This is a genomic window from Rhizobium oryziradicis (assembly GCF_001939045.1).
Classification (GTDB): Bacteria; Pseudomonadota; Alphaproteobacteria; order Rhizobiales; family Rhizobiaceae; genus Allorhizobium; species Allorhizobium oryziradicis.
Genome location: NZ_MKIM01000029.1, coordinates 1 through 17,823 on the forward strand (window position 1 = coordinate 1; position 17,823 = coordinate 17,823).

The following is a 17,823-nucleotide window of genomic DNA, read 5'->3' on the forward strand; positions in this document are numbered from 1 at the left end:
TTCTGAGCCAGGATCAAACTCTCAAGTTGAGAATTCAATCTTAACTAATCACTGTATGTTCTGAATCGACGAGAACTCACTTATTTTTTGCTTCAAACCAATTCAAAGCATCACTGCTCTGATCAATCCGGTTCAGGTCCCGTCCTTCCAAAGGAAGGACTAAAGGCATCTGAACCCAGCAAAAAATGGTGTTCTCATATCAAAACGTGACCGTCATTTGTCTTCTATCAGAGTGTTTATTGCTAAACTCTCCAACGCAAAACCGCCGTCCACGTTTCTCTTTCTTCTCATATGTAATTGTCAAATAACTGACGATCAAAACCGTCAAAAAACCACCTCAANAGCAAAAAATGGTGTTCTCATATCAAAACGTGACCGTCATTTGTCTTCTATCAGAGTGTTTATTGCTAAACTCTCCAACGCAAAACCGCCGTCCACGTTTCTCTTTCTTCTCATATGTAATTGTCAAATAACTGACGATCAAAACCGTCAAAAAACCACCTCAACCAAACCCGAAAGCTCGGTCATTCAAACTATAAAAGCTATCAAGATGATCTCTAAGAGCGAAACCAACACTTCCTCAGAAGCGCCGCCTCGTTCGGTGAGGCGGTTTCTAGGCCCACAGCCCAAATATGTCAAACAGATTTTTAGCGAAAATCCCACTTTTCTGGCAATGGTTTGATCGTACACGATATTTGGCAATTTCAGGCGGTGAATAATTCTATGGAACGTCTCTGATGTCGTTACTCGACAGCAATGGTGTGATCCACATCCAGCGGGCCATTGGTTCTCAGCAGCAACAAGGCTGGCATTACGGCGAGAGACATGATCATCAACAGTTTGAAATCATTCATATACGCGATAATTTCCGCCTGTTTCTCGATGACTTGTTCCAAACCTGCGCGGCCTGCGGGTGTCCAGGGGCTCAGCCCGGCCGCAGCCGTGGCATGAAATGCATGATTAAACGGTGTGACATAGGTTGCCAGCGTGGCGTGATTGATTTGCTCGTTTCGCACCAACAGGGCTGACACCACCGCGATGCCCACGCTGGAGCCAATATTACGAGATAGATTGTATATGCCCGTGCCATCACCGCGCATATCCGCAGGAAGCGTGGAAAAGGCCACGGTTGTTAACGGCACGAACAGAAAGCCAAGTCCGGCCCCTTGAATAAAGCCGACGTAAACAATCGTCCATTGCGAGACATCAGACGTCCAGCCGGTCATGTCATACATGGCCCATGCCGTCACGCCGAGGCCAAGGCCGAGCAAAATGCGCGTATCGACCCGCCCAATCAGACGTCCGACAACGAACATGCACATCATCGTGCCCACGCCACGCGGCCCCATGACAATGCCTGCCGTAACCACGGGATACCCCATGAGCGATTGCAGATAGGGCGTCATCAAAGCCAGAGACGCGAGATAGGTGACGCCCACGACAAAGATGAACATGAAACAGACAGCGAAATTACGATCAAGAAACAGTTTGGGATTGATAAACGGCCGGTCGGAGGTGAACATATGCACCAGCAGCATGTAAAATGCTGTGCCGCACACCAGTGCCTCGATGATGATTTCGCCCGATGAGAACCAGTCCAGTTGCTCGCCACGATCGAGAAACAATTGCAACGCAGCAATAGACAAGCTGGCCAAGCCGAATCCGAACCAATCCAGGCGGGCGCGATTATCCACCTTGGTCTCTGAAACAAAAACGGTAATGCCAATGAAAGCCAGAATGCCAATCGGTACATTGATATAAAACACCCAGCGCCAACTGAGATGATCGGTAAGCCAGCCGCCGATAACAGGCCCCAGCACCGGACCCACCATCACAGATATGCCAAACAGGGCCATGGCCGAGCCTCGCTCTTCCAGCGAATAAATATCCAGCAGGATACCTTGAGATAGTGGCACGAGGGCAGCACCAAAAAAGCCCTGCATCAGGCGAAAACCGACAATCTGCCCCAGAGACTGCGCCAATCCGCACAGCACAGAGGCCGCAACGAAGCCGATAATGGCCACCAGAAGCACGCGTTTGCGCCCAAAGCGGGCCGACAGGAATGCGGATGGCGGCGTCATGATGGCGGCTGCCACGATATAGGATGTCAGCACCCAGTTGATCTGGTCAGAGCTGGCGGAAACACTGCCCTGAATATAGGGCAGTGCGACATTGGCGATGGTTGTATCCAGCGCCTGCATGACCACGGCCAAAATAATGCACGCCGTGATAGCACCGCGATTGGCAATATGTGGTTGATCCTGAGCGAGCGTGGTCATTTGACACGCTCACTCACGGCCCGGTGCATTGGCGAGGCCTCGGTCGCATTCGCCGTTTTGGCCCCAAACCACTGACCGATAAAATCTGGCAAACCGCGCGCATGACCCGTATCGATCGATACCTCTGTGCTCATGCCGACACGCAGCGGGGGCTTGTTGGTAGCGTCCGTGATGGACACGCGCATGGGAATGCGTTGCACCACTTTAACCCAGTTTCCAGACGAGTTCTGGGCCGGCAACAGCGAGAAGCTGGAGGAGGACGCAGGGCTGATGCTGTCCACCTTGCCGTGCCAAGTGGTGCCCGGATAGGTATCCACCGTGATGGTAACATCCTGACCGGGGCGGACATAGGTCAGCTCTGTTTCCTTCGGGTTGCTGTCAATCCACATATTGTCATTGGAGACCAGCTCAAACGCGGCCTGCGAAGCTGTCATGTAGCTGCCAACCTGCAAGCTGCTGACTTGTGTGACAATGCCATTGAAGGGGGCACGGACAGTTGCGTGATCCAACTGCCTTTGGGCATCGTCCAGCGCTGCCTTGGCCTCCAGATAAACAGGATAGCTTTCCACGGGTGCGTCAGCCTTGCCTCCCAATTGGGCCAGAACCACGCTGACTGCGGCTTTCGCAACATCGACTTTTTCGCGCGCCGCAATCAGTGCATGTTGGGCGTCATCGAGATTTGCCTGCGTCGATGCAGATGTGTTTTGCAAGCGCTGCTGGCGCTCAAGATTTGTTTGATAATAAGGCAGATCCGCCTGAGCCTGAGCGAGCTCGACCAAGCTTTGTTGATAGCTGGCTTGAAGGTTGAGAATCTGATCTCTGGCCGCACCAAGCTTGGCCTTGTCGCCATCCACCGCAATCTGAAATGAGCGCGGGTCGAGCGTGAACAGCACTTGGCCAGCCTTGACCGCCTCGCCCTCATGCACATCAATCGACTTGACGAGGCCGGAAATATCCGTGGTCACGCCAACAATATTGGCCCCGATATAAGCATTGTCTGTCGTCATGACCTGCCCGCCCGTAACATAGGCATACCCACCAATCACTAGGGCCACGGGCACCAGAGCAAAGAGGAAAAGTCGCGTGTTGGCGCGGCGTGAACGCGCTGCTTTCCTAGGCCCAGGTTTTGGTGATGTTGGCTCATCGTACTTGGTTTCGCCGGTGCCAGTGTTGTTGCCAATTTCGTTACCGGTGCGCAAAGAAAGGTTATCAGACATGTTATTCGCAAGCCGATGATCGGCAGGCCCCTAGAAGGTTGACTTTCATTTTGTTCAAAATTTCAAAAAGGCGTTGGCGATCCGCATCCGAGATGCCTTCCAGCGCTTCTGCACGAGTCGCATCGCCCAGAGCGCGCAGCTCACCCAAGAGCGGACGGGACACATCGGTGAGATAGAGCCGCTTGACCCGCCGGTCATTGGTATCAGCACGGCGCTCAACCAATTGGCGCTCACAGAGCTTATCAACGACCCTAGCCAGCGTAATGGGCTCTATCTCGAGCAACTCGGCGAGACTGACCTGATTGGTACCCTCGCAGCGTGCCAGATAGACCAGCGTTTGCCATTGGGTGCGCGTCAAACCAATGTCCTTGGCATGCTGCTCAAACCGCTTGCGCAAAAGGCGCGCCACATCATGCAGCAAAAAGCCAAGCGTCGGATTGAGCTCCATGATGATGTCCCTGATCATAAGTGCCGCTATAGTTAGCATCCTTATTATAGCAGTCCTTACAATCGTCAAATCATAGGTTTGTGATGATGCTGAGCGTGCGCCTCGCTTCGCGATATTGCCTCCGGTTCTGCCCCGGATTCGACAACGACCCAAGGAAAGGCATGCGCTTGACAGATCCGCATTGAGGCACATCTATTGGCGGGCAAACGGAGAAGGAAAATGACCAAACGCATCGTCTTCACAGGTGGCACCGGAAAGGCCGGTCGCCATGCTGTCGCTCATCTTCTGAGCAAGGGCTATTCTATCCTCAATCTCGATCTGAAACCGCTGGACCTGCCCGGCGTAAATACGCTGATCACTGACATTACCGATAGCGGCCAGGTGTTTAATGCCTTGACTACGCATTTTGGTTTTGACGGTTACAACAACGGTGAGCCACCCTCTGCCCCGGATGCGATTGTGCATTTTGCTGCCATTCCCCGGGTCATGATCGAGCCTGACAACAAGACGTTCTCGGCCAATGTGGTTGGCACGTATAATGTTATCGAAGCGGCGATGAAACTGGGTGTGCGCAAGGTTATCGTTGCGTCTAGCGAAACCACCTATGGTGTCTGCTTTGCGGAAGGCGATAAGGATTTCCACTCGTTTCCGCTTGAAGAAGATTATGACACCGACCCGATGGACAGCTATGGCCTTTCCAAAGTCGTGAATGAAAAAACGGCCCGCGCCTTTGCCATGCGCTATAGTGCCGATATCTATGCCCTCCGCATCGGCAATGTGATTGAGCCCCAAGACTACGCCAATTTTCCCGGCTATCTCGACAACCCCATGTCGCGAAAGCGCAATGCCTGGAGCTATATTGACGCCCGTGACCTCGGCGAAATCGTGCATCTGTGCATCGAGAAAGACGGTCTCGGCTATCAGGTGTTTAACGCCGTCAATGATACGATTACCGCAGACCTGCCCACCCCGGAATTTCTCGCCAAATACTGCCCCGACACCCCGGTTACGCGGCCGATGGGGGCAGATGAAGCTCCCATTTCCAACCGCAAGGCGCGTGAGGTGTTAGGCTTCAAGGAAGCCCATCCCTGGAAGGCCTATGTCAAGCGGTGATGATGGATTGGGGCCGTGGCGGCACATCGCCTCGGCCCATTTTCGTTGGCCAATGGGGCTATAATTGCATGATTGGTGATTTTCTTGCGATTGCCGGTGAAATGCCATATATAATGTGCGTAGAATATGGCATTATTTATGGCGTAACACCACGAGGCGATCGATATGAGCTCTGTACACAGCCTGCCCGTTCAGGCCGAGCCGCTTGTGCTGTCTTACATGGGCAAGGGTGGCAAGATTGCCGTCGAGGCCGTTGCCAATGATTTTGGCATGTCCAAAGGGCAATTGGCTGACACAGCCGGACTGTCGCGCGAAACCGTCTATCGCACCGCACGCAGCAATACGGCCCGCACGCAAGGGCGTTTGCTGGAAATGCTGGAAATCATCAGCCGGGTTGCCGATTGGGCTGGCGGCAAGGAACAGGCCATGGCCTGGTATCGTGCCCAGCCACTGCCCGCATTTGGCGGAAGAACAGCGGAAGCGCTGGTGAAAGATGGCAAGGCCTCTGCCGTCAGAGACTATCTCGACCATATGGCAGTCGGTGGTTTCGCTTGAGGTTCAAAGGCACCTGTTATCGCGCGCATGATCCCAGATGGGCATTCAAACCGCTTTCTGGAGAAGGTGCCGCCATTCGGGGTGCGCGTTTTAACCCCAAAGGAGTTCCAGCACTCTATCTGGCCCTCAGCATTATGACCGCCATCAAGGAAGCCAATCAAGGTTTTGCCCATCGCATCGACCCTTGCGTGCTGTGCTCCTACGAGGTCGATTGTGACGATATTGCCGATCTCACCTCATCGGAGGGGCGAGAAAGCTATTCCGTTACCCTGGACGAGTTGAGCTGCCCTTGGGCAATGGCGCTTGCAGGGGGTACGCGGCCAGCCTCATGGGGGATTTTTGACCGGCTGAGGGCGCGCAATATCTCGGGTATTCTTGTCCCAAGTTTTGCACCGGGCGCGGAGCGTGACGATAAAAATCTGGTGCTCTGGCACTGGGGGGCAGATATGCCGCATCAGGTCAATGTGCATGATCCAAGCGGGCGCTTGCCGAAAGATCAGCTGTCTTGGCGATAGTGTCTGTCAGGTTCAGATTGAACCGGGCCCGTTCTCATCGGAAACCGCTGCCAATATTCTCACCCAGGAGCGGATGCCCTTGTGAAAAGAGGGGAGATTGTATTTTTCATTAGGGGAATGCACACAATCGTCATCCAGCGAAAAGCCCACCAGAAGGGATTCCATGCCAAGCATGGTCTGAAAGTCACCAACAATCGGGATGGAGCCGCCGCCACCGGTAACGATGGCAGGTTTTGGCCATTCTTGTGACAATGCCGCCTTTGCCTTTGCAAGCAGTGGTGAATCGTAAGCGAGTTGGATGGCAGGCGAAGCGCCCTCAGCCTGGAACTCAACCCTGCAATCGACCGGAAGTTTTGAGCGGACGTAGGCACGAAAACTCTCGCGAATTTTCTGCGGGTCCTGACGACCCACAAGGCGAAAAGACACTTTCGCCATGGCTTCTGCGGCAATGACCGTCTTGAAACCCTTACCCGTATACCCCCCTGACATGCCGTTGATTTCTGCGGTTGGCCGCGCCCACAGCAGCTCCAGAATTGAGCGTCCCTTTTCGCCAGAAGGGGTGGACAGGCCAATGTCTGAGAGAAAGGACGATTGCGATTTTTCCAGCGCGTCCCAAACCGCCTTTATGTCCGTAGGCGTTTCATCGACACCATCGTAAAAGCCGGGCAAGGTCACCGCTCCGGTTTCATCATGCAGGCCCGCCAGTATATCGCTGAGAACATGCAGCGGATTGGCCGCAACACCGCCATAACCCCCGGAATGCAGATCTCGGCTGGCGGCCTTAATGGTGATTTCCTCGCCCACCAGACCCCGAAGACTTGCGCAAATCGCTGGCGTTTGCGCATCCCACATGCCGGTATCGCACACCATGGCGAAATCTGCCTTCAGCTCCTGCCGGTTGGCCTCCAGAAATGGCCGGAGCGAGGGAGAGCCCGATTCCTCCTCGCCTTCAAACAGCATGGTGATGCGCACCGGCAAGCCGCCGTTTGTCTCTTTTAAGGCCCGCACCGCCTCGATAAAGGTCAGCAATTGCCCTTTGTCGTCAGAGGTGCCACGTCCGGTGATGATTTTGTCTCCGTTTTCGGCCTCACGAATGGCTGGCTCAAACGGATCATGGCTCCACAGGTTCAGCGGATCCACCGGCTGCACATCATAATGACCATAAAACAGCACATGCGGGCAATCGGGACTGTGGCCCGCATGATGTGCCACCACCATGGGGTGGCCCGTGGTGTCGCGCACCGACGCATCAAAGCCAAATCCGGCCAGATAATGTGCCAGAAACTCAGCCGCCTTTCGACAATGCCCTTGGTAGGCGGGGTCGGTCGAGATCGACGGAATGCGCACCAGCTCAAACAACGTTGCCAAACTGGAAGGAAAATTGGCATCAACGCGGGCAAGGATGTTTTCGATATCGGTCATCACGCGGCTTTCTATCCCTGAAGATCGTTTACTTAGTGCGCGCCGCCGCAATCGCGGCCTGCACATCACTCCAGAGTGCCTCCGTGCCTTCCAATCCGACATGCAAACGCACAGACAGCGGATCAACACCGAAAGCGGCGGCAAAGCTTGGCGGTGCCTTTTGGTTGGCCACCACATCTCCCGGCACAATCAGGCTCTCATGGCCGCCCCAGCTCACGCCCAGTTTAAACAGCGTCAGATGATCGCAAAAGCTGCGAATATTGATCTGATCTTTGAAAATGAAGGAGAACAGCCCCGACGTGCCATGCAATCCCGGTGGGAGGGCATTGTTGAGGGCCGGATGGCAAACCTTCTCGACAATATCCAGTGCCTGCAAGCGGTGGGCGATCTCCAGCGCTGATGCCTCATGGGCTTTCATGCGGATCGGCAGGGTGCGCAAACCCCGCACCAACAACCATGCATCGAAGGGCGAGAGCTTGCCACCGAGATAGGGCAATGTTTCGGTGCGAATGCGCTCGATCAACGCTTTGGGGCCAGCAACCACACCGGCGACAACATCGCTGTGTCCGCCCAGATATTTTGAGGCCGAATGCAGCACAAGATCGACGCCCAAGGTCAAAGGCCGCTGAAAAACCGGCGTCGCCCAACTGTTATCAATGACGGACAACACGCTGTGTTGCTTGGCAAGTGCTGCTAAAGCGCCGACATCATGCGCATCCATCACCCAGCTTGTCGGGCTTTCGAGATAGAGAAGCTTTGCGCCGGGAAGCGCTTTGGCAACTGCCTCTTCATCTCGCCCATCAACGTAAATCACCTCAACGCGCATGCGTTTCAACACGGTTTCAAAAAACCGAAAGGCATCAGGATAGAGATGACGCACCGCGACAATGCGATCGCCCGGCTCGACAAAACTCAACACCGTGGACGAAATTGCCGCCATGCCGCTGGCAAACGCCAGCGCATCATCCGCCCCTTCCAACCTTGCCAGCATGTCTTCAAACACCCGAACCGTTGGGTTCAATCCACGGGAATAGACGGGCCGCTGCTTTTCTCCGCGATAGGTGGCGACCATTTCATCGTAATCACTGAAGGTGAAAAGAGAGGTTTGCACAATGGGTGGCACCACCGCATCAAATGCATTGCTCTCATCATGGGCTGTGATCAAGGATGCCCTTAGCAGATTATCAAAAGCGTCACTCATTTGGACATTTCCTTGATGTCTTCTTCGACAATACCGAGGATTTTCAGGGTTTCGTTGCGCGCGCCTGCACTGTCTTGATCGGCAATGGCGCAAAACAGGGTGCGATGAAAGGGAAAGGAACGGCGGGCAAAATCGGGCCGATCAAAGGGCTTGTCCCAGAAGCGTTCAAACGCCTCGCGCATCTGCGCGAGGATCTGGCCAAACAATGGGTTATGAGTGGCATCGTAAATCGCCACATGAAAGGCAAGATCTTCCTTGCCCGATGTTCCCTTGGCCAGATGCACCCGCTCCATCACATCCAGCTTTTGCTCAATCCGCTTGAGATCATCGTCGGTTCTGCGCAAGGCCGCCATGGCTCCAGCCTCCACTTCAATGCCACGGCGCACCTCCAGCGTTTGCAAAAGCACATCGCGCAAATTGGCGGTCTCCATGCGAAGCGGCATGTGAACAGTGGAAGCATTGATCTGTTGCAACAGATAGGTGCCGCTGCCTTTTTTGGTTTCCACCACTCCCAGCGCCTGAAACCGCCCGAGAACCTCGCGCACGGTGGAGCGGCCCACGCCAAGGGCATTCATCAATTCGCGCTCGGTTGGCAAACGGTCACCACGCTTGAGACCTGCTTTGTCAATATAGCCGACCATTGCAGTGCTGACCTGCTGAACGCGATCCAATGGAGGCAGTTCCACAAGATGCTGGGACCGCCTCTTTGCCTTTTCAATGGATGTGGCGTCAGGCTGCATGGCCTCGGGAGGGCTTGTCATTCAGAATTCTTCCTTTTGTCGACCGCTTGACAATTGGTCTGACATCTTAGCAGTATGCCACCCGGCGGCAAAGTCAAGACGACCTCAACGGCGCTGACGAAAGCTAAGAACGCGAACACCATAAATTTCATCTTCGCGGATAGGATGAAAAGCAAAAACAACAGGTTATCCGCATCAAAAAAATGAGGGTGCCGCAAAGGCGCGAACAGATAAACTGGGGATTAAAGGTATGAAATTTCGTCTTTTAGGCGGAGCTGTTGCCGTTTCGGTTGCTGCTTTGCTCACACATCCGGCCTTTGCTTTTGAAGGCAAAAACCTGACGGCACCGGATTGCAGCTATGGCGGCAAAATCAAATCCATCGTCGCCACTGACGAGCACACCGTGACATTTTCCATGTGCTCACCAGACCCGGCTTTCAAAGCCAAGGCCGCCTTTGTGCCCTTTGGCATTCAGCCCGCCAAGCACATTGAAGAATTGGGTCCGGCCAAAAAGCTGTTGGACAACCCCATTGGCACCGGTCCCTTCAAGCTGGAGAGCTGGAACCGTGGCGATTCCATCACCATGGTGCGCAATGACGCTTACTGGGGCGACAAGCCCGCCTTCGACAAGCTGGTGTTCCGTTGGAACCAATCCGGTGCAGGCCGCCTGAATGAGTTGCGCGCTGGCACCGTTGATGAAATCACCAACATCAGCCCCGACGATTTTGACAGCGTCAAAAACGATCCCGATCTGCAATTTTTGCCGCAGCCAGCGCCCAATATCCTCTATCTCGGCATGGTCAATACGGTAAAACCCTTTGACAACGAAAAGGTGCGCCAGGCCATTGCCATGGGCATTGACCGGCAGCGGATCGTTGACAATTTCTACCCGCAAGGCTCGATCGTCGCCTCGCATTTCACGCCCTGCTCGCTGCCCAATGGCTGTGCTGGCAAGGACTGGTATAGCTTTGATGCCAGTGCTGCCAAAAAGTTGATGGCGGATGCCGGCTTTCCAAACGGCTTCAAAACCAAGATCTATTATCGCGATGTTTTCCGCTCCTACCTGCCGGAACCCAGCGTGGTGGCGGTTGAGTTCCAGACCCAGTTGAAGAAAAATCTCGGCATTGATGCCGAAGTGGTTCCCATGGAATCTGGCAAGTTCATTGACGAGTCCAGCGCAGGCCGCCTCGACGGCTTCTACCTGCTTGGCTGGGGTGCAGATTATCCGCACATCACCAATTTCCTTGATTACCACTTTGGCAAAACATCAAAGCTGTTCGGCACCACCTTCCCTGATATCACCAAGGGATTGACCGAAGGCGGAACCATTGCCGATGTCAAAAAGGCCGAGCCAATTTATGCGGCCGTCAACGATGCCATTCGCCAGCATGTGCCCATGGTGCCAATCGTGCATGGGGCCGCCGCTTTTGCAGCCCGTGCAACCTTGAAGAATGCATCTGTGCGCCCCTTTGGCTCACCGCTGTTGCAGGATGAAATTCCCGGCAAGGACACACTGGTGTTTATGCAAAACGCCGAGCCCATCAGCCTCTATTGTGGCGATGAAACCGACGGCGAAACGCTGAACGCCTGCACACCCATCACCGAAACACTGCTCAACTATGCCAAGGACAGCGGCGATATCACCCCCGGTCTTGCCACCAGCTGTGATGCCAATGACGATTCCACCGTCTGGACCTGCCATTTGCGCAAAGGTGTGAAATTCACCGATGGATCGGATTTCAATGCCAATGATGTTGTGGTCTCCTGGGCTGCGGGTCTGGATGCTTCAAATCCTGCCCATGTCGGCAACACCGGCTCGTTCGATTACTTCTCATCCCTCTGGGGCGGGTTGATGAACGCCAAGAAGAAGTAACACCATCGCTGACGCATCAGGCTGGGCACATTTGCCCAGCCTTTTATAGCGAAGCCCCACCGACAGGCTGGGTAGGATGCGCTATAATATATTCTATTTATTGCATAATATCTTCTCGAGGCCGTTGATGGTTCGATGGTCTATGCAATGAAATCCGGTGATAGGACCTGCGATGCTCGGATACGCTTTCAAACGTTTACTGATATCCATCCCCGTTATTTTCGGCATTCTGATTGTGACTTTCGCTCTCGCCCGGCTCATTCCGGGTGATCCGTGCAAGGCCATGCTTGGCGAAAAAGCCAATGCCGAGACCTGTGCGGCCTTCATTACGCGCTACGGCTTTGACAAGCCTTTGCCTGCGCAGTTTTTCATTTATGTCACCGACATGCTGCACGGCAATTTTGGCATTTCCATCCGCTCTTCACGGCCTGTCACCCAGATCATTGTTGAGCGTCTACCGATGACCGCCGAGCTCGCGGTGCTGGCGCTGATTGTTGCCACCATCACCGGTGTTGGCCTGGGCGTTATAGCCGCCCGTCGTCATAATTCTGCGGCTGATGTTGGCACCATGGTCATCGCCAATGCCGGTATCTCCATGCCAGTCTTCTGGCTGGGCCTGATGCTGGCCTATCTGTTTGGGGTCATGCTGCGCGGCACGCCTCTTTGGTTGCCGCCATCGGGACGGCTTTCAGCCGGGGTCAATTCCATTCCCTTCTATGAGGTCTGGCACTGGCAATTGGCAGCGGACAGCAGCTGGAGCAGAATCCTCGAGTTTTTCTCCAATTTTTACATCCTCAACGCCTTGGTGACCGGAAACTGGGCCGTATTCTGGGACGCTGTGCGCCATATGGTCCTGCCGGTTTTGGCGCTTTCCACCATCCCCATGGCCGTTATTGCCCGCATGACCCGCTCATCCCTGCTGGATGTGCTGGGGCGTGATTATGTGCGCACCGCCCGTGCCAAAGGGGTGCCGGAAAAAAGCGTGGTGCGCGAACATGCACTGGGCAACGCGCTTTTGCCGGTGGTCACCATTCTGGGCTTGCAAATGGGCGCGCTGCTCAGCGGTGCGGTGTTGACCGAAACGGTCTTTGGCCTGTCTGGCGTTGGTCGCATGCTGGTGGAAGCCATTTTTGCGCGCGACTATCCCGTGGTGCAGGCGTTCACGGTGATGATTGCCGTGTCCTATGTGGCCATCAACCTGCTGGTGGACCTCTCCTATACTTACCTCGATCCCCGCATTCGCCCACAATAGGATCACTCATGACCCGTTTGAATATTGCATCGGCCAATGCAGCAGAGACTATTCTCGAAGATGGCCTGATTGGTGATCCCGTGCCCTTGTGGCGCAAGACGTTGGGGCGTTTGCTGCGGCTTCGCTCTGGTCAGGTCGGATTGTTCATTATTGGCACCTTGATTCTGGTGGCGATTTTCGCACCCTTGATTGCGCCCTATGATCCCGATCAGGTTTTGATCGGCGTTGAGCAGGTCAAGCGCCGCGAACCGCCGTGCATTCATCTGCTTGGCTGCGATGCAAGCCGCCCGCAGCATATTATGGGCATCGATGGCAACGCACGCGATTCCTTTTCGCGCATTCTCTATGGCACGCGCGTCAGCCTGATCATTGGCCTCACCACCGTCACCACCGCGCTGATCGTTGGCGTGTTTCTCGGCGCTATTGCCGGATATTTCCGGGGCTGGGTCGATAATATCATCATGCGGATCATGGATGTGATCCTTGGTTTTCCATCACTGTTGCTGGCCATTGCCATTGTTGCAGTGCTGGGGCCGGGTATTCGCAATGCGCTGCTGGCAATCTCCATCGTCTCGGTGCCCGCCTATGCGCGCGTCACCCGCGCCAGCGTGCTCTCGGTCAAAACCTTTGATTTTGTGGCCGCAACCCGCGTTCTGGGCGGCAGCAAATGGCGCATTCTGTTTTTGCGCGTGCTGCCCAACGCCATCACTCCCATTGTGGTGCTGGCAACGCTTGGGGTTGCCACCGCCATTCTGGATGCCGCGGGCTTAAGCTTTCTTGGCCTTGGGGCACAGCCGCCCACACCGGAATGGGGCACCATGTTGGGCTCTGCCCGCAACGAGATCTTCTCCGCGCCGCATCTGGTGTTCTTTCCCGGCCTTGCCATCATGCTGACCGTGCTTGGCTTCAACCTTCTCGGAGATGGGTTGCGCGATGCCCTCGATCCGCGGCTTCATACGTGAGGACAGCATGACCCATCCTAGTCTCGAAATGCGGGCTATTCTCGAAATCCGAAATCTGAGCACGCGGTTTGACACACGATCCGGCACGGCACAGGCGGTTGATCGTGTCTCTCTGTCGCTTGAAGCTGGCAAAACCCTGTGCATCGTTGGTGAAAGCGGGTGCGGAAAATCCATCACCGCACTCAGCATCATGGGGCTTGTGCCCTATCCCGGCAAAGTTGTTGGTGGCGAAGTGCTGCTGGATGGGGTCGATCTTCGTACCATGTCGCCAGTGGATACCAGCAAGGTGCGCGGCAACCGGATTTCGATGATCTTCCAGGACCCATCCTCCGCCCTCAACCCGGTTCACACCGTGGGGCGGCAGATTGCCGAGGTCTATCGGCTGCATAAAAACATGAGCAAAAGCGAAGCCGAGGCTGCGGCGATTGCCATGTTGAGCGCGGTCGGCATTCCAGACCCCAAGCGCCGCATGAAAGCCTATCCACATGAAATGTCGGGCGGCATGGCCCAGCGGGTGATGATTGCCATGGCGCTGGCCTGCCAGCCGGAAGTGTTGATTGCCGATGAGCCGACAACGGCATTGGATGTCACCATTCAGGCGCAAATCCTGGATCTCATGCGCGATTTGCAGCGCGATTTCGGCACCGCCATCATTTTGATCACCCATGATCTTGGAGTGGTTGCCGAAATGGCAGACCATGTGGCTGTGATGTATGCCGGGCAAGTGGTTGAGCTGGCCGATGTGAGAACGCTGTTTAAATCCCCCAAACATCCCTACACCCAAGCCTTGCTGCGCTCGGTGCCCGTGCTTGGCCAATCGCCGGACATGCTTGAGGTGATTGAAGGGCGCGTACCGCAACTCACCCATTTGCCGGAGGGCTGTCTGTTTGCGCCGCGCTGCACGCTGCGGCGCGAGACCAATGATCCGCGCTGCGTGAACGAGACTCCCGACCTCATCGAGATCAACGATGCCCATCACTGTCGATGTTGGCTGACGACTCCGGCCTATTCTGAGGGAGAGCCAGCATGAGCGCGCTTGTTGAAATGAACCATATCAAAATGGCCTTCCCGGTTACGGGCGGTGCTTTTCAGCGCGTGAAAGGCTATGTCAATGCTGTCAACGACATCAGCCTGACCATTGAACGCGGCCGTACATTGGGCGTGGTAGGTGAAAGTGGCTGTGGCAAATCCACGCTGGCACGGATTGTGGTGGGATTGTTTGCCCCCACCGCTGGCGAGATTGTTTTCGATGGCAAACAGATTGCCGGACCCGGCTTGGGCGTTGATTTTGCCTCCAGCCGCCGCATCCAGATCGTGTTTCAAGACCCCTACTCGTCGCTGGACCCGCGCCTCCCCATCGGTGATTCCATTGCCGAGGGATTGATCATCCACGGCATCGGCGACAAAGCCAGCCGTCGCAAGGCCGTGAGCGATATGCTGGAATTGGTGGGTCTTCCACCCCAGGCCGCAGATCGCTATCCGCACGAGTTTTCCGGCGGCCAACGCCAACGCATCGGCATTGCCCGTGCCCTCATTCTTCAGCCGGAATTTCTGGTGTGTGACGAGCCAACCTCGGCGCTCGATGTGTCTGTGCAGGCGCAAATCCTCAACCTGCTCAAACAGTTGAAGACCCGGCTCAACCTGACCATGATGTTCATTTCCCACAATCTGGCTGTGGTCCGGCATATCGCCGATGATGTTGTGGTGATGTATCTCGGCCACGCGGTTGAGCATGGTCCGGTGGAGATGCTGTTTAGCAATCCGCGCCATCCCTACACCAAGGCACTTCTATCCGCGACACTGATTGCCGATCCGGATCGACGCGGCGAGCGCATAAAGCTTGTTGGCGAAATGCCATCGCCACTCAACCCACCCACCGGCTGTCCGTTTCACCCGCGCTGCGCATTGGCCAATGAGCGCTGCAAGGCAGAGATGCCATTGATGACAATCGTGAATACCGTCACCGTCGCCTGCCATGCCGTTGAAGAAGGCAGAGCCTGATTCCGTCATCCGTTGAGGGTTTTCGCTTCGAAACAAGGGAATAAAACATGTCATCACCCACGTCTGTGCCGATGATTTCCACTCCTGAGCGCCTCCAGCGGCTGACGAGCTTGCGTTTGAGAATGGCGGCGCAAGGTATTGGTGCCGTCTTGCTTGGCTCCACCGAGAGCCTGGGCTATTTCACCGGCCTGGTCTGGCATTCCAGCGAGCGCTTGCTGGGTGCCGTGATCACCTCTTCTGATCTCGTCTATATCGTCCCTGGATTTGAGCGCAGCCGGGTGGAAACGCTCAACCATCTGCCCGGTGAGATAAAGGTCTGGGAAGAAGAGGAAAGCAGTGCGCGTCTGGTGGCCTCCCTGTTGCCGCAAGGCACCCATCTCGCCGTGGATGATGCCGTGCCGCTTTTCGTCTACCATGCGCTCAAGCAGCATATCTCAGCCGACAGACTGATCGACGGCGGCCCGCTCCTGCGGGGCCAACGCCTTCGAAAATCACCTGCGGAAATCGCCATTATTCAATATGCCATGAACTTGACACTGGAGGTTCAGCGCAAAGCCCACGCCATGATCAGGCCCGGCATTGCGGCATCCGATGTGGTTCGTTTTATTGATGAAGAGCACAGACGTCTTGGCGCAAGCAATGGCTCGACCTTTTGCATCGTCTCTTTTGGTGAGACCACGTCGCTCCCCCATGGGGCCGATGGCGAGCAATTTTATCAGCCAGGTGATGTGGTGTTGGTGGATACCGGATGCCGCATTGACGGCTATCATTCCGACATCACCCGCACCTACATGCTGGATGAGCCAACGGCGGATTTTGCGAAGATATGGGCCATTGAACGCGAGGCACAGCAAGCCGTGTTCGATGCCGCGCGCATTGGTGCCACCTGCGGCAGCCTTGATGATGCGGCCCGCAAAGTATTGATCCATCACGGACTTGGGCCGGATTATCGCCTGCCCGGTCTGCCGCACCGCGCCGGCCATGGTCTTGGCCTTGAGGGGCATGAAGAGCCCTATATCGTGCGCGGCAGCACGGTTGCTCTGGAAGAAGGCATGTGCTTTTCCAATGAACCGATGATTGTTCTGCCCGGTCAATTCGGCCTGCGCCTTGAGGACATCATCCAGATGACCGCCGATGGGCCTTCATGGTTCACGATGCCTGCCAAAGGACCGACCGAACCCTTTGCGTGACGGGTGATGTTACGGCAAAGGCGGTGTGGCAACGCTTGCGGTGGATTTGCGCTCAACAATATGACATGCAAGCTCAATGCGACGGGCGGGCCGGGATAGGCCGCCAATGCCATCGAGCAAAAGGTCAAGGGCAGAGGCCCCAATTTCGCGCATCGGAATATGAATCGTGGTCAAGGGCGGGTTGTAAAATGCGGCCTGCGGCAAGTCATCCATGCCCATAACCGAAACGTCGTTTGGTACCGTGAAACCAGCCCGTTGCACCCCAACCATGGCCCCCGCCGCAAGGCTCTCGCCTGCCGTCAACACGGCCGAGAAATCCAGCCCCCGCTGCGCAATGCGCTTGAAAATTGCGTCAGAAGCAAGGTCTGGCAGCCAGTCCTCAACATTCACGACCATGTCTTGCACATCGCTGATGCCGCTTTGAACCATGGCGTCGCGCCAGCCTTCAAACCTTCGCTCGATGGTGCGCCGTCCACGCCGCATCATGAAAAGAATGCGCTCATGACCAAGCTTTTGCAGATATTCTGTTGCCATGCGCGTAGCGGAGCGATTGCACGGCGTGACGCTGGACAGCCGCATCAAAGGATCATCACCATTGATCAGCACAACAGGTTTGCTGAAATCGCGCGTCAGCGCCAAAATTTCTTCGTCGTCCAAAGTGAGGAACAAGAAGCCGGCGACATCGGGGTCCGCCAATGCCTCTTGCAAGGACTCAGCGATATTGCTTCGCTCAACAATCGGCTGGGTAACGATTTCAATCCCCAGCGTGTCGGCCCGCTGATGAAGACCTTCCAGTACCTGCGCGGTGAATTGATTGCGCACATAGTCGATCATCGCCGCGCTGCTGGCGGCCAAAACCACTTTTTTACAGCTCACGGCGACGGGAACCACATAGTTCAGCGACTTTGCCATCTCCATGACTTGATTGCGAATTTCTGCGCGCACGCCTTTCTCACCAGCAAGGGCGCGCGATGCCGTGCTCAGCGAGACACCGCACCGCTCTGCAATATCTTCCAGCCGCACTTTCCTGCTTGGTTTGCCACGCTTGCCCAGTT

At 55.5% G+C, this 17,823-nt stretch carries 16 protein-coding genes; 9 read left to right on the top strand and 7 right to left on the bottom strand.

What is annotated here, in order from left to right; all coding sequences use genetic code 11:
* Positions 1-743: 743 nt before the first annotated feature.
* Genes BJF95_RS19530 through BJF95_RS19540 form a run of 3 tightly spaced genes read right to left on the bottom strand, consistent with a single transcriptional unit; the run spans position 744 to position 3,944 of the window.
* Entirely contained in the window at positions 744-2,279 is a 1,536-nt protein-coding gene (locus tag BJF95_RS19530; RefSeq protein ID WP_075641172.1) for a DHA2 family efflux MFS transporter permease subunit, read from the bottom strand.
* A complete protein-coding gene (locus BJF95_RS19535; RefSeq protein ID WP_075641173.1) occupies positions 2,276-3,496 on the bottom strand; it encodes an HlyD family secretion protein in 1,221 nt (406 codons plus the stop codon). Before BJF95_RS19535 ends, BJF95_RS19530 begins: the two co-directional genes overlap by 4 nt.
* Position 3,497: 1 nt before the next feature.
* The gene (locus BJF95_RS19540; protein ID WP_075641174.1) at positions 3,498-3,944 is read right to left on the bottom strand and encodes a MarR family winged helix-turn-helix transcriptional regulator; all 447 of its coding nucleotides are present in this window, start codon (positions 3,942-3,944) and stop codon (positions 3,498-3,500) included.
* Positions 3,945-4,163: 219 nt separating this feature from the next.
* Between BJF95_RS19540 and BJF95_RS19545 the strand changes: the two genes are divergently transcribed.
* The 3 genes from BJF95_RS19545 (at position 4,164) to BJF95_RS19555 (ending at position 6,127) form a co-directional block, all read left to right on the top strand.
* Positions 4,164-5,057, top strand: a complete 894-nt coding sequence (locus tag BJF95_RS19545; RefSeq protein ID WP_075641175.1) for an NAD-dependent epimerase/dehydratase family protein — start codon at positions 4,164-4,166, stop codon at positions 5,055-5,057.
* Between the two features lie 165 nt (positions 5,058-5,222).
* A complete protein-coding gene (locus BJF95_RS19550; protein ID WP_075641176.1) occupies positions 5,223-5,612 on the top strand; it encodes an MbcA/ParS/Xre antitoxin family protein in 390 nt (129 codons plus the stop codon).
* On the top strand, positions 5,609-6,127 hold the full coding sequence (locus BJF95_RS19555; protein WP_075641177.1) for an RES family NAD+ phosphorylase: 519 nt from the start codon (positions 5,609-5,611) through the stop codon (positions 6,125-6,127). The genes BJF95_RS19550 and BJF95_RS19555 overlap by 4 nt, the downstream gene beginning before the upstream one ends.
* A gap of 12 nt (positions 6,128-6,139) precedes the next feature.
* On the opposite strand, the gene BJF95_RS19560 is transcribed toward BJF95_RS19555, so the two are convergent.
* The 3 genes from BJF95_RS19560 to BJF95_RS19570 are packed head-to-tail and all read right to left on the bottom strand — an operon-like array spanning position 6,140 to position 9,490.
* Positions 6,140-7,549, bottom strand: coding sequence for a M20/M25/M40 family metallo-hydrolase (locus BJF95_RS19560; protein ID WP_075641178.1), 1,410 nt, complete (start codon positions 7,547-7,549; stop codon positions 6,140-6,142).
* A 28-nt stretch (positions 7,550-7,577) separates the two neighbouring features.
* The gene (locus tag BJF95_RS19565) at positions 7,578-8,750 is read right to left on the bottom strand and encodes a PLP-dependent transferase (RefSeq protein ID WP_075641179.1); all 1,173 of its coding nucleotides are present in this window, start codon (positions 8,748-8,750) and stop codon (positions 7,578-7,580) included.
* Positions 8,747-9,490 carry a FadR/GntR family transcriptional regulator gene (locus tag BJF95_RS19570; RefSeq protein WP_075641248.1) on the bottom strand — a complete coding sequence of 248 codons (744 nt, stop codon included), beginning with the start codon at positions 9,488-9,490 and terminating at the stop codon, positions 8,747-8,749. Before BJF95_RS19570 ends, BJF95_RS19565 begins: the two co-directional genes overlap by 4 nt.
* Before the next feature lie 250 nt (positions 9,491-9,740).
* Between BJF95_RS19570 and BJF95_RS19575 the strand changes: the two genes are divergently transcribed.
* The 6 genes from BJF95_RS19575 to BJF95_RS19600 all read left to right on the top strand — a co-directional run bounded on the left by BJF95_RS19575 (position 9,741) and on the right by BJF95_RS19600 (position 16,768).
* On the top strand, positions 9,741-11,363 hold the full coding sequence (locus BJF95_RS19575; protein WP_075641180.1) for an ABC transporter substrate-binding protein: 1,623 nt from the start codon (positions 9,741-9,743) through the stop codon (positions 11,361-11,363).
* A gap of 172 nt (positions 11,364-11,535) precedes the next feature.
* Complete coding sequence (locus tag BJF95_RS19580) at positions 11,536-12,615, top strand: ABC transporter permease (RefSeq protein WP_075641181.1); 1,080 nt, start codon at positions 11,536-11,538, stop codon at positions 12,613-12,615.
* 8 nt (positions 12,616-12,623) lie between these two features.
* The gene (locus BJF95_RS19585) at positions 12,624-13,577 is read left to right on the top strand and encodes an ABC transporter permease (protein WP_075641182.1); all 954 of its coding nucleotides are present in this window, start codon (positions 12,624-12,626) and stop codon (positions 13,575-13,577) included.
* A gap of 7 nt (positions 13,578-13,584) precedes the next feature.
* Positions 13,585-14,607 carry an ABC transporter ATP-binding protein gene (locus BJF95_RS19590; protein ID WP_075641183.1) on the top strand — a complete coding sequence of 341 codons (1,023 nt, stop codon included), beginning with the start codon at positions 13,585-13,587 and terminating at the stop codon, positions 14,605-14,607.
* Positions 14,604-15,578: an ABC transporter ATP-binding protein gene (locus tag BJF95_RS19595; protein WP_075641184.1), complete on the top strand. Its 975-nt coding sequence runs from the start codon at positions 14,604-14,606 to the stop codon at positions 15,576-15,578. Before BJF95_RS19590 ends, BJF95_RS19595 begins: the two co-directional genes overlap by 4 nt.
* Positions 15,579-15,625: 47 nt before the next feature.
* On the top strand, positions 15,626-16,768 hold the full coding sequence (locus BJF95_RS19600) for a M24 family metallopeptidase (RefSeq protein WP_075641185.1): 1,143 nt from the start codon (positions 15,626-15,628) through the stop codon (positions 16,766-16,768).
* A gap of 9 nt (positions 16,769-16,777) precedes the next feature.
* On the opposite strand, the gene BJF95_RS19605 is transcribed toward BJF95_RS19600, so the two are convergent.
* Positions 16,778-17,821, bottom strand: coding sequence for a LacI family DNA-binding transcriptional regulator (locus tag BJF95_RS19605; RefSeq protein ID WP_425348714.1), 1,044 nt, complete (start codon positions 17,819-17,821; stop codon positions 16,778-16,780).
* Positions 17,822-17,823: the final 2 nt, after the last annotated feature.

Bases quoted from the DNA above. Each gene is read 5' to 3' on its own strand.
- BJF95_RS19550 (WP_075641176.1), top strand. From the start codon at position 5,223: ATGAGCTCTGTACACAGCCTGCCCGTTCAGGCCGAGCCGCTTGTGCTG.
- BJF95_RS19575 (WP_075641180.1), top strand. From the start codon at position 9,741: ATGAAATTTCGTCTTTTAGGCGGAGCTGTTGCCGTTTCGGTTGCTGCT.
- BJF95_RS19565 (WP_075641179.1), bottom strand. From the start codon at position 8,750: ATGAGTGACGCTTTTGATAATCTGCTAAGGGCATCCTTGATCACAGCC.
- BJF95_RS19535 (WP_075641173.1), bottom strand. From the start codon at position 3,496: ATGTCTGATAACCTTTCTTTGCGCACCGGTAACGAAATTGGCAACAAC.
- BJF95_RS19540 (WP_075641174.1), bottom strand. From the start codon at position 3,944: ATGGAGCTCAATCCGACGCTTGGCTTTTTGCTGCATGATGTGGCGCGC.
- BJF95_RS19545 (WP_075641175.1), top strand. From the start codon at position 4,164: ATGACCAAACGCATCGTCTTCACAGGTGGCACCGGAAAGGCCGGTCGC.
- BJF95_RS19570 (WP_075641248.1), bottom strand. From the start codon at position 9,490: ATGCAGCCTGACGCCACATCCATTGAAAAGGCAAAGAGGCGGTCCCAG.
- BJF95_RS19595 (WP_075641184.1), top strand. From the start codon at position 14,604: ATGAGCGCGCTTGTTGAAATGAACCATATCAAAATGGCCTTCCCGGTT.
- BJF95_RS19590 (WP_075641183.1), top strand. From the start codon at position 13,585: ATGACCCATCCTAGTCTCGAAATGCGGGCTATTCTCGAAATCCGAAAT.
- BJF95_RS19600 (WP_075641185.1), top strand. From the start codon at position 15,626: ATGTCATCACCCACGTCTGTGCCGATGATTTCCACTCCTGAGCGCCTC.
- BJF95_RS19585 (WP_075641182.1), top strand. From the start codon at position 12,624: ATGACCCGTTTGAATATTGCATCGGCCAATGCAGCAGAGACTATTCTC.
- BJF95_RS19560 (WP_075641178.1), bottom strand. From the start codon at position 7,549: ATGACCGATATCGAAAACATCCTTGCCCGCGTTGATGCCAATTTTCCT.
- BJF95_RS19580 (WP_075641181.1), top strand. From the start codon at position 11,536: ATGCTCGGATACGCTTTCAAACGTTTACTGATATCCATCCCCGTTATT.
- BJF95_RS19530 (WP_075641172.1), bottom strand. From the start codon at position 2,279: ATGACCACGCTCGCTCAGGATCAACCACATATTGCCAATCGCGGTGCT.